Origin of the sequence: Okeania sp. SIO3B5 (genome assembly GCF_010692555.1) — a bacterium.
GTDB lineage: Bacteria > Cyanobacteriota > Cyanobacteriia > Cyanobacteriales > Microcoleaceae > Okeania.
In genome coordinates this window covers 1-12314 of sequence record NZ_JAAHHG010000057.1, presented here as the reverse complement: position 1 = coordinate 12314, position 12314 = coordinate 1, and the positions used below count along the sequence as shown (strand labels likewise).

10 protein-coding genes are annotated in these 12314 nt (G+C 36.3%); 6 read left to right on the top strand and 4 right to left on the bottom strand.

The features are described 5' to 3' along the window. The first annotated feature begins 164 nt into the window (after positions 1–164). The 6 genes from F6K54_RS10640 (at position 165) to F6K54_RS10615 (ending at position 5251) form a co-directional block, all read left to right on the top strand. Complete coding sequence (locus F6K54_RS10640; protein ID WP_293077239.1) at positions 165–296, top strand: hypothetical protein; 132 nt, start codon at positions 165–167, stop codon at positions 294–296. 818 nt (positions 297–1114) lie between these two features. After that, positions 1115–2956 (top strand): sister chromatid cohesion protein PDS5, encoded by a 1842-nt coding sequence (locus F6K54_RS10635; protein WP_293077238.1) that lies wholly within the window; start codon positions 1115–1117, stop codon positions 2954–2956. Between the two features lie 243 nt (positions 2957–3199). After that, positions 3200–3460, top strand: coding sequence for a hypothetical protein (locus F6K54_RS10630; RefSeq protein ID WP_293077236.1), 261 nt, complete (start codon positions 3200–3202; stop codon positions 3458–3460). 365 nt (positions 3461–3825) lie between these two features. After that, entirely contained in the window at positions 3826–4452 is a 627-nt protein-coding gene (locus F6K54_RS10625) for a type I restriction endonuclease (RefSeq protein WP_293077234.1), read from the top strand. Positions 4453–4501: 49 nt separating this feature from the next. Beyond that, positions 4502–4954, top strand: coding sequence for a DUF29 domain-containing protein (locus F6K54_RS10620; RefSeq protein WP_293077232.1), 453 nt, complete (start codon positions 4502–4504; stop codon positions 4952–4954). A gap of 84 nt (positions 4955–5038) precedes the next feature. Then, positions 5039–5251, top strand: coding sequence for a hypothetical protein (locus F6K54_RS10615; RefSeq protein WP_293077230.1), 213 nt, complete (start codon positions 5039–5041; stop codon positions 5249–5251). A 117-nt stretch (positions 5252–5368) separates the two neighbouring features. On the opposite strand, the gene F6K54_RS10610 is transcribed toward F6K54_RS10615, so the two are convergent. The 4 genes from F6K54_RS10610 to F6K54_RS10595 all read right to left on the bottom strand — a co-directional run bounded on the left by F6K54_RS10610 (position 5369) and on the right by F6K54_RS10595 (position 11508). Further along, positions 5369–6436 carry a patatin-like phospholipase family protein gene (locus F6K54_RS10610; protein ID WP_293077228.1) on the bottom strand — a complete coding sequence of 356 codons (1068 nt, stop codon included), beginning with the start codon at positions 6434–6436 and terminating at the stop codon, positions 5369–5371. Then, positions 6433–7431: a diguanylate cyclase regulator RdcB family protein gene (locus F6K54_RS10605; protein WP_293077226.1), complete on the bottom strand. Its 999-nt coding sequence runs from the start codon at positions 7429–7431 to the stop codon at positions 6433–6435. The genes F6K54_RS10610 and F6K54_RS10605 overlap by 4 nt, the downstream gene beginning before the upstream one ends. Before the next feature lie 210 nt (positions 7432–7641). Then, complete coding sequence (locus tag F6K54_RS10600) at positions 7642–10098, bottom strand: dynamin family protein (RefSeq protein ID WP_293077224.1); 2457 nt, start codon at positions 10096–10098, stop codon at positions 7642–7644. 603 nt (positions 10099–10701) lie between these two features. Further along, positions 10702–11508, bottom strand: a complete 807-nt coding sequence (locus tag F6K54_RS10595) for an Rpn family recombination-promoting nuclease/putative transposase (RefSeq protein ID WP_293077222.1) — start codon at positions 11506–11508, stop codon at positions 10702–10704. Positions 11509–12314: the final 806 nt, after the last annotated feature.

Sequence of the window (12314 nt, the reverse complement as noted above, 5' to 3'; positions counted from 1 at the left end):
GCTTTCCGATGACTGTTTCTATTCTCAAGATAACTATTGGACAATAGATAAATCAGACATCAATCTCCCTCAACTGAGCGATCGCTTTCCGATGACTGTTTCTATTCTCAAGATAACTATTGGACAATAGATAAATCAGACATCAATCTCCCGAAAATCAGCGATTGCTTTCCGATGACTGTTTCTATTCTCAAGATAACTATTGGACAATAGATAAATCAAACATTAATCTCCCGAAAATCAGCGATCGCTTTCCGATGACTGTTTCTATTCTCAAGATAACTATTGGACAATAGACATCTCCAGAAAAGAGGGAATAGGGAATAGGGAATAGGGAATAGGGAATAGGGGGGAAAGAACTGATAATTTATGTACGATAATTGATTTTATTTTTGATTTTTGGAGATGTCTAATAGATAAATCAAACATTAATCTCCCTCAACTGAGCGTTCGTGAAGCGGAACGGATGTTCTATCCCTTGACTGTGACTGTATATAAATAAAAATAACTATTGGACAATAGATAAATCAAACATTAATCTTCCTCAACTGAGCATTCGTGAAGCGGAACGGATGTTCTATCCCTTGACTGTGACTGTATATAAATAAAAATAACTATTGGACAATAGATAAATCAAACATTAACAGGACTTACGCAAAGGCACTATTTATATGGTCCATTAACTATTGGACAATAGTTTTGAACACTATATATAGCGTATCTGCGTAAGTCCTAATTAATCTTCCTCAACTGAGCGTTCGTGAAGCGGAACGGATGTTCTATCCCTTGACTGTGACTGCATCTAAACTCAACAGAACTATATTTTCTACAGTTTTTTTCGTACGGTTTCCGGATTAGTCGATTTACTTGTGTACTTCCTGCTTGATTCATCTTTGAAATTACCTCAATAATATCAAATCCCTTTAATTCGGTATAAAAAAATGTTCCATCTTCAACCATTACCAAATATTTCTCAAGCTCTCCATCTCCCCTACTCCCCTACTCCCCATCTAATTACCAACGCCTAAATTCTTTCTTAATTTTCTGTTCCGGCTCAATTTAATTGTGTAAACTTAATTGAGTAATTTGCTGCTTTCTATATTTCAATTTTAAGATGATGAAACTCTCCAACTCCTTTCTTCGTAAATGGCGTTTTTTGCTGCTGTTATTGGTGACGTTATTGGCAGTAAATTTGGGTCATGTTCAAGCTTCTGAGAAGTCACCACCCGAAGACTGGCAACTCCAGGGAACATTGGCATCGTTGGATGATTCTGACCCTGATGTTTGGGGTGAGGCCATGAAGAAAATGTCTGAGTATGACCTTAAGTCTCCTGTTGATATACCCTCAGAGCGAGTAGAACAAATTGGAAAATTGTTGAAGAATGGAGATTCTGAGGTCCGTCGTGCAGCAGTAACAGCAGTGGGTAATCTGGGGTCGGAGGCTAAACAATTTATTCCCCAGTTGCTACAGTTGTTCAGGGATGAAAATTGGCCTGTAGTTATGGCAGCAGCAAGAGCAGTGGGTAATCTGGAGTCGGAAGCTCAAGAATTGATTCCTAAGTTGCAGCAGTTGTTGACGAATAAATATTGGCGTATCCGTGCAGCTACAGTAATAGCAGTGGGTGAGATGGGGTCAGAGGCTAAACAATTTATTCCCCAGTTGCAGCAGTTGTTGAGCGATGAAAATTCGGAGGTCCGTCGTGCAGCAGCAGTAGCAGTGGGTAACTTGGTGTTAGAGGCTAAAGAATTGATTCCCCAGTTGGAGCAGTTGTTGAGCAATGAAAATTCGAATATCCGTTACGCAGCAGTAACAGCAGTGGGTGAGATGGGATGGGAGGCAAAAGAATTTATTCCCCAGTTGCAGCAGTTGTTGAGGGAGAAAAATTCAAATATCCGTTACGCAGCAGTAACAGCAGTGGGTGAGATGGGATGGGAGGCAAAAGAATTTATTCCCCAATTGCAGCAGTTGTTGAAGGATAAAAATTGGCGTGTCCGTGCTGCAGCAGTAAGAGTAGTGAGTGAGATGGGATGGGAGGCTAAACAATTGATTCCTCAGTTGGAGCAGTTGTTCAGCGATGAAGATTCCGATGTCCGTAGAGCAGCAGCATGGGCAGTGGGTGAGATGGAGTCCGAGACTGCTAAAGAGTTTATTCCCCAATTGCAGCAGTTGTTCAAAGATAAAGATGAGCGTGTCCGTGCTGCCACAGCAAGGGCAGTTGGTAATCTGGGATGGGAGGCTAAACAATTGATTCCTCAGTTGGAGCAGTTGTTCAGGGATGAAGATTCCGATGTCCGTATAGCAGCAGCAATGGCAGTGGGTAATCTGGAGTCGGAAGCTAAACAATTGATTCCTCAGTTGCAACAGTTGTTGAGCGATGAAGATTCGGATGTCCGTAGAGCAGCAGCAACGGCAGTGGGTAATTTGGGGTCGGAGGCTAAACAATTGATTCCCCAATTGTTGGATTTGTTGAGGGATGAAGATTCGGATGTTCGTGAAGCAACAGCAAAAGCACTAGGTCAGATGGGCAAATTTAATACTCAGCAGATTTTACAAATTTTGAATGCAACTCATAGAAACAGAGATCAAAAAGCAGAACTTCGTTTTCTGGCTTACTTTACCAGTGGAGGAGAATCTGATACGATTACCTTAATTCAATGGTTGGGTTCACCAAAACGATATCCCGATCAAATAGATAATTTTGGCGAGGAACGATCTGTTAGTAGGGAAGAGGGCAAAAAAGTTTTAGAGATTTTTGCTGATGCTTGGGAAGAAAGCGAATCTATAGAATTAGAAAAAGTAAGGAACTTGCGTTCTGAATTGAAAGCACAGATTAATAAAGTGCTTAAAAAGGTGAATTGGCAACCAGAAGATATTGCCTTACTTAAGAGACACTACGACAATCTCCAAGATGAAGACATCAAAGCGAAGATAGATGCCTTGGAAGGAATACAATAAGAAAAGCTAGACACAGATTTTGGCACGGATAAACGGATTAATATTTAGTTGAGGAAAAGAAAAGCTAGACACAGATTTTGGCACGGATAAACGGATTAATATAAGGAGCATTAAATATGACGGAAACAACACGGAGAAAAGTACCCAGAGGTACGCCACTATTTAGCGATCGCCCTCGTCTTTCCCCAGAAGAAAGAGCCAGACGCAAAGCAGAAACTGATAACTGATAACTGAAATGGCTGGTTGGCAGTAGATACTCAAGATGTAGAAAGTTTGGGATGGTATTTTCAAGAACAAGAAGAAAGACAGACAGCATTGGGAGTGGCAACTTTTAATTTGTACCAAGGTGCAGTTTGTTTTGAAGGTAAAGAAATGAAGGTTCCTGTTGTTGTTGGTGATGGAATACCAGAGATTTTAATCGGTTTGCCTTGGCTGGAAGATAGGCGCTTGGTAGTGGATAAAAAAGCTGGTGTTCTGACTTTGGAGCGCTTTTCTGTTCTATAGATATTACAATTCCAGAACAAAGTTACCGAAAAATTAAGGTATAAAGCCTCTCCATTCATGGAGAAAAAAGAAAAAAATTCCTTTTAACCCAATCCTCTTCCTTTCAAGGAGAGGTAATATCATGTCCGGTTGAACAGTTATAAATAAATAACGGCTTAGGAGTCAGGAGTCAGGAGTCAGGAGTCAACCCACCCCTCGCCCCTCCCCCTCCCAGGAGGGGAAGAAAGAAGAAGGAAGAAGAATAAGTGGAGTTGAAGGAGAAAGTTTTTTATCACGCTATTATCCGGACATGATATAATTCTAAATTCTAAATTCTAAATTCTTGAAATTCAGTTATCAGCAAAACTTGTGAGGACTAAAAATTAATGGTTGATACTGTTCAAGCTCAAAAAATTAACCTTTTGGATTTAAAGTTAAAGTTTGGTTTAGAACGGACTGACGATGGAGAATTTTTTCAGGAATGGCAAGAAAATTTGCCGGAACTGACAGATTTAGAAATGGCTGCTATGGATGAAGTCAAAGAGGAATATTTGCATTTATCTCAATATCCATTGTTAGAACCTGTTGTCAAATTAGTTGTTTTATCTCCATTGTTGAAGTGGGCGGGTTTTTATCGCTATCCTTTTTTTATTACTGGTGAAAAGGAGGTAAAAATTACCTCGGAAGATGAAGCAACAATTATTACTGATAGGCTAGATATTTTAGTTTTTACTCCTGAATTTTGGGTGTTAGTAATTGAGGCAAAAAAAACAGCTTATTATCTGGAAGTTGGGATTCCACAAGCACTAGCTTATATGTTGGAAAGCTCTAATTTAGAAAAGCCTAACTATGGCTTTGTGACTAATGGTACGGATTTTATTTTTTTGAAGTTAATTAAACAAGAAAAACTTATTTATAGTGAGTCAGATTTGTTTTCCATGCGTCGCCGTCATAATGATTTGTGGAATGTTTTGCAAATATTAAAAGGTTTAAGTAGATTGGTTGTTCAGTAAAAACTTAGCATAATTTGAGTCTAAAACATAATCAATAAAGAGGTAAAATATGAGTCATAAATTGCCAAAAATAGATACTTTATACGAACGCGACTTTCTGGCGTGGTGTGAGGATACTGCTGCTAAACTAAAAGATAAAGATATAGAAAATTTAGACTGGGAAAACCTGATTGAGGAGATTGAAACTTTGGGCAGAAGTGAACGTCGAGAATTGAATAGTCGATTAACAGTATTGCTTACTCATATTCTGAAACGAATGTATGTTAATAGTCCTGAAAATTTTCAGGGATGGGAACTTACAATTAGAGAACAAAGGCGAAAAATTCAAGAATTGTTGACAGATTCTCCTAGTCTCAAACCTTATTTAGAAGAAATATTGGCTAAGGCTTATACTAACGCATTAGATGATGTAAAATTTGAGTACCAAGAAACAGAATTTCCCTCATTTTTGGCGTTTAATACTAATACTAATTCCTTATTATTTGAAATATACTGGAAATAATTTTTCGCTCAGTTACACTCTATATCTAGGAAGGCAGGAAACCTAGCAGGAATGCTCCACAAATACCGTGGTTAGCAATTATAATTGTCTACTTTATTGTTAAGTTGGCGGAAATTTTTTCCTGAAGATATTATTCTGTCGTTGCCAGTGGAACAGAGTGGAACGAAGCAATCTCAGTCAAGAGTTATAATAACAGTAGGTTGGGTTAAGCGACAGCGCAACCCAACAATTTATCTATCTTTGTTGGGCTTCATACCTGCTACTAGACGACTTTCTGAAGTAATTTATCCACGTTAAATAAGGTATTATTTGATAATTTGCGTAGCTCCTGGTTAAAAGCGATCGCTCCCAACTACTAGACTGGTTTACCCACCGAAGTTTCTAAAGCTGAATCCTAAAGTCTGTGGCAGTTATTTACCATACAGGATCATCTCCTTGAAGTTCCTGTGTTTTATTTTTAAGAATATCATTTTGTAAGCGTAGCTCACTAAGACTGGTAAAACTTCTCAGGATTGGTTCCAAACAATATTTAGCATCTTGATATCCTAGTTGTTTGAGTTGGCTAATTCGTTCTGAACTAAAATCTAACATACTGGTAATATCTCCAGCAATTAGAGCTTGATTTTTATTCAAAGATTGAGTAGGGCGAATTTCTATAATTGCTTGTTCTGGGAAATCATGACGATTCCAGGTAACAGCATTTCCAAGATGAATAACAATTGCATGAGTACAACCCTCTTTTGATAAGGCACCTAAAGGTACATTATCCCCTAAAGCTCCATCAACGTAATATTTCCCGTTTATTTCTCGTGGAGGGAATGCAAAAGGAATGGCAGCACTTGCTAGTAATAAATTGCAAAGTAACTCATCGTCTCCGCAGTCTTGAACCCTTAACCATTTTGCTGACGATCCTGCTAAAACTGTAAGCATTCCTAGCAAATGATTGTAATTTATGCCAGGAATTTTTAAGGCTGGAAAAACGGCAACCCAAAGTTCTTTACCACTTCGTATCGCAGAAGGTTTAACTGCTTCCTTGAGTAACTTCTCAACTGTATTGGGATTAAATAAAGATACTTTGTCACGATCTATAACTATTTCACTGATAAAATCGAAAAACCAAGATTGAAATGTAGGTACAAAAGTTTCTGCCACATTATAGGCAACTTGTTTCATTCCTTTAGGATTTAAGTGCAAGACTTTTTCTGAACCTAGTTTATCCCATAAAATATTCAGTTGCTCCACTGCTACTGAGAAATCTGGGTATGATGCAATAACTGCTCCATTCAAAGCTCCAATGCTAGTACCTGCGATCGCGTGAGGAGCAAAATTAATTTCAGCTAAGTAACGCAAAGCTCCTGCTTCATAAGCTCCCTTGGCACCACCACCAGCAAGTACTAGACCAATCTTATGTTCTGAATCCTCATCAAAAAAGCTGATTTTTAAAGATTTGTTAGAAAAATCAGGAGATAATGATTGATTCATAGTTTCGGACTCCTAGATAAAATGGTAATACTATCATTGGCAATCTCTTGAACATTTTGATGGACAAAATCTCGAACGTCAGTGGTATAATCTAACTTAGTAATTTGAGAACGACAAATCTCAATTGCACATTCTGCTGGTTTCTCAGGACGAACTTCTTCTGGTAAACTTGCTAATTCTAAAGTAGTTCCTAATGTGAAATGATATGGCATTTCAACAAGTCTTTCTCTTGGTAAAGAACGAGTTTCTAGCAAACCCATTGCCAACTCTAAATCTGTTGACTCTAATTGTTGCCATGCTTGATCGTATAGTTGATGAAGATCAAAGAAGTGATCGGGTAAATCTTTGCTTTCTGCAATAATTTTATTTCCTAATAAGTTTCGGAAATATTCCTTATCCCTATCATCAGACTCAATTTCATATATAGCTACAGAACTACTAAATACTTCTCTTACCAAAAAAACTACTTGGAATACCCAAGGTAGCTTAGTATAAGTTTGTTTTGCAGACCATGAACTGAAAATCCGATCAAAATCATCTTTTGCTGCACTTTTTATTTCTAGTTTTTTCATACGACTTTCTAATTGATTGACTCGCCCATCAATCTCTGTTACCAGTTGATTAAATTTCTCACTAAAAGCAATTAATTGTTGTTGATGTTCCAGTAATTCTTGTCGATGATTTCTTATTGCATTTCGAGCTTCTAGAAGTGAAGTTTGAGTTGTATATAAAGCAAGTTTACTAACCTTAACTGAATCTGTTAATTCAAGTACCCATTCATGTAAAGCTTCTTGAGCTGCAACTAAATTTCCTTCTAGTAGCATCTGACGCTTAAAATCACTCCCTGTTAGGTTATCGAGCAGTTTACCAAAAAAGCCTTGACTTTTACGATAACTAACTAATCCATGACTAATTTGAATACCATTAACCAGATCAACTAAGGTTTTATCGCTAACCAAGGGAACTCTACGTTGTAATCTCTCGAAAGATTCCATTTGATGACTCCTAAATTTCTAGAATTTTAGATTAAATCTATCCATAACTACCCAATTATCTTCTTAAATTTCAGAAGTATTAAGATAAAATTCGGATAATTACTATATCTAAGTCATTGCGACTGGAACGGAGTGGAAGGAAGGAATCTCAGGGGTGCGCGGAGATTGCTTCCTCTCGTCGTAATGACGACTATTCAACCGGATTTTATATTAAAAAGATTTGGGTAATATTTCGTCAACTCTATCAAGGTAATTCTCACATTTGCGTATTTGCTTAGTTGAATTTTCGACTATATAATCCAACTTTTGTTTGAGTTCTGCTTGTTTTCGGATAGATAAACTTTGATCGGACTGTGCATTTTCAAGACTTTTTTTATATCCTGAAAGATATTCGTTTAGGGAATCAAAATAACTATCAATCTCCTTTTGTATATCTTCATCAAGATACTTGTGCGTATTTTCCTGTATATTGTTAATATTTTGATTAAGTGATTGATTGACTTGTTTAACCAAATCTTGAAGTACAACCTCATAATAGTTTTTAGATTGTTTTATTGTCACCTCTCTCTCCATTGGAACTAACCACAAGGTAAACCAACGCCTGCGTTTTTTGATTGTTGTGTGTTCTATTGTTTGGACTTTAGGATTACTTTGAATTTCGATTTTTCCAGAAGCTTCTGTGCGAAATTCTGGAGATGAAAAAGGCTCTAATTTTACATCAAAATCCTGTCCTAATCGCTTTGTAGCCCTTTTGACTATAGGGCTTGTTTTTGTCTCTAAATTACTTTTTAATTCGGTATAGGATGACTGAACTTTTTCCTCAAATAATTCTCTAAATTTTGTAAGTTCATTTTCTATTAAAGTCCTACAATAAGAAACTGATTCTTGTGCAAACTTGTCAGCCCCGTCTTTTGTAGAAAATCCTACAGCTCTTTTGGGTTCGTAAGATAAGGTATTTAAGATATTTGAAATATAGTCTGGCATTAGTAATTCATCATCAAATATATTAGTAGAAAATATTTTTCTTGCTTTACTATCCAGTTGTTGAAGAAAATTACCACGATCATAATCTTTTTGAATAAACTTTTTTTCAACAGTTGATTTAATATCTTGATGGATCATTGGAAGTATATCATCCCGATATTTATTAATCTCATCTTTTACATCTTTAACCATTGTTAATTCCGTTTTTACTTTTTCTATATTCTCTATATCTTCTTTTAATCGCTGAATCTCAGCTTGCAGCTTTTGAGTATCTTTTGAAATAGCGCTTTTGCGAAGATTTGAGTTACTTTTTATCTCACCTAATAGACGATAAATATGATTCAATTCTTTTTCAATAGCTAAAGGTGCAGCCCTTGTCATCAAATCATTAATAGCATTATCAATAAAAGTACCAAATTTTGATTTTTCCCAGATTCTATTGGCTTTCTTCTCTAAAAATTCCTGATCGGCACTTTCTAATTCTTCCTCCCAGTCAATACCAAAACTTTCTTCGGCTAATAATCTAACAACATTTTGCTTTTTTAGCTCTTCTAAAGAAAAACTATTGTCATTGATGGTCTTGAAAAAATATGCAGCAGAAAATGCACGCCTTGCTGATATCTCAAATATAGTGTCTTTAGCTCTAGATGAATCAATTCCAAAATCTGAGACAACAAAATTTTGTATGTCTTCTGGGGACATATCGTCTTTTCTACGTTGATCGACTTTATTCACTAAAATATACAAGCTGTCTTTATTACCTCGAATCTCAATAATACGTTCAACTTCCTTCTTGACATTTTCTGCTGCTATTGTTTTTAGTTGCGTGAAGTCTAATACAACTAATACAACTGAACTTCTTTTTAATTCATTCCTTACAACACCTAAGAGACCAGAGTTATCACCTGCTTCATTGGGACCTGGAGTATCAATAATAACAAGATTACCTAAATATTTCTTCTGTTTCAAATGTTGCTGTTGGAAAAAGGGTGTCTTTATACGAGGAATGGTAGAAAGGCTTTGTAGGGGATTGAATTGCACAGATAACAAAGTACAAAGGCGAATTATATCATTTAGATAGAATAATTTGGTTTTAATATGTTTTTGCTCAGTCGTTCTCTTCTGATCAAAAAGGTTGTATTTATTTATATGTATTTTTGTAATTTGCTCTAGTTGCTTATGCAAATGAGGGTACTGAGGTATTTTTTCCTTAGCTTTTTCTACACCACCTACTTCTTTGATCTTATTTTGAATTGCTGAAACTGCTTTTCCAAAAATTGTCTTAATTTCATTTTCCTGATTCTCATTATCTAAGATGATAAGTTCAGGCTTATCTAATTTGGAGTCTAAAATAATTTCTGTTGGTATTGTTGTCATAGCTGCATTACGACTCGGAAGTATTTCTTCACCAACAATTGCATTAACAATAGTAGATTTTCCCGCTTTCATCGGAGCAACAATCGCCATCCGAAGTTCTAAATTATCAACATTTTTCCTAGCTTTCTCAATGTCCGATATTGATTGTGTTAGAAAATTTGATATTGACTCCTTATTTTCTTCTGATAATGTTTCTGAAATAGCAACAGAATTATAATCCTTAAATAGGTCACTAATCTCATAAAGAAGATTAATTACGTCTTTCTGAAAACTATAAACATTAGGTTGTAAGCTTGAATAATTCATTTCTTTAATTTTCTACTTAACTTAGTTTTACTTACTTAAAATTAATACTAAAAATTTAGCGATCGCCAGGATTATATTTTAACAAATCTCACAATAATGCTGGCAACGATTACTTGTAAAATCAATTAACAATTTTTAATAATTACGAGATTAATGAAAAATTTACCGAAAAATTAAAAATTGGCGTTGCTGAATTGAAGTATGAATGCGCGATTGTTTGGTTCTGGTAAAGCCCCCTAAATCCCCCAAAATTGGGGGACTTTTAGAGTTTTATTCCCCCCAAAATTGGGGGGCTAGGGGGGCAAAATCATACCCAGAATCAGCAACGCCAAAAAATTAATAACTATTAATTAAATAATTCAGCTAATTCCACCTCCCCTTGGCTGCGCCGCGCGCTCTACAAGGGGAAAAAAAGTGGTAGGATATTTCCTTTTAGTAACTTGACTACAAATAACATTAATCATTTATCAAAATATTTTGTAGCCAAGTTAGTTTAAATATCTTCAGTTAAACTGGGTTTATCAGTTAACTTGACTACCAATAAAATTGAATCATTTCTCAAAAATATTTTGTAGCCAAGTTAGTTTAAATATCTTCAGTTCTCTAATTATTATTAGCCGAATTAGCTATTTGTTGAACAACAGACAAAGACAAATCTAAAGACTCAGCAATTACCTCTAAACTCAATCCTAATTTGAGCATTCGAGTAACTGCTTCTTCCTTGGCCTTCTGTTCCCCTCGTTGTTCTCCAATTCCTTCACCATCGGCAAAAGCATCTCGATAAAATCTGGTTTGTTTCAAATCACCTAAACTAAACATTGCTGTAATTTCCTCCCGACTTTTTTCTGGTAATTTATAGACTATTATCGTCTCTAATAATTCGATAATATTCTGTTGTCTGACTGCATCTGTTAATTGAACTTTAGACTTTTCAACTAACGACTTAGCCATATCAACTGCTGTTTCTTCTGGTTCTACTACCAGTTTAACAATTCCTACTCCTAATGAATCTGATTCTAATTCATCTAAATAGATTCGTTCGACTCTTTCTAAAGCCAAAATATCTCCAAATTGATGAGCTTCTTCCCTCTCAATACTACGAGTTGGGTAAATAATCACTACTCTCCAAGGATGAGTGGGTCGATATTGTCTTAAATACAGAAAAAGTTCTGCAAAAATACGATAATATAACTCATCTCTGGGTTGAAATTGTACTTCTACTAAATAGAATGGTTTAGCTGGATTACTATCATTAGGCATAAATAATCCATCCAGACGAAATGCTAATTGTTTGACTTCACGGGAAGTAAATTTATAATTATTAGCTTCCTGTTTATCAATACCAATTAATTCAAAAAAACTCTCTGGAAATGTGAGAGATAGTTCATAGAAAATGCTGTCTGTTTTCACTCTTTGCTACCTGCTTTTGACTATAATTCCTAATGAGTTAACTTAACTACAGATAAAATTTAGTTAATTATCCGATAAATTCTGTAGCCAAGTTAGTCTAAATATCTTCAGTATGATTATTAGCCGAATTAGCTATTTAATGTAGGAATGTTCCATGGAATGTCCCTATAATGGTTTGAGAAAAGGATAATATTATCAGGACTTACGCAAACTCACCTTGAAAACGTCATATGTAGGGGCGAATGCCATTGGCTAGCGCCAAGCTCCGCTTTATATGTTGCGGAGCAAAACGCCCTCACTCGATTTAGTGTCCGCGCGTAAGTCCTGATTATTAGAAATCTCAAAGGATATAACTTTTCTGTGAACCAAGAATTCTGATTTCAGGAGAATCTTCATACCTGAATGCCCAAGAGTATGTCAATGTATGTCAACTTTACTTCCCAAGTGCTACTATTAATAAAAAAAGACTAGCTACTTGGGCATTGCATAATTGCGGGATGATTTTGTCACAGAGCAGAAACCATAATCCCCGTGTCCCCGTGTCCCCCTGTCCCCCTGTCCCCCTGTCAGCCGAAATCATCTCAGTATTCAGCAACGCCGCTACTTGGCCTCTTCATCCTCACTTAATTTTCGGGCATTGCATAATTGCGGGATGATTTGATCACAGAGGATAAACTATAATCCCCGTGTCTCTCCCTCTCCGTGTCTCTCCCTCACCGTGTCCCCGTGTCCCCGTGTCCCCGTGTCGGCCTCAATCATCCCAGTATTCAGCAACGCCAATTTTCGGTTACGGCTCTCCTCACTAA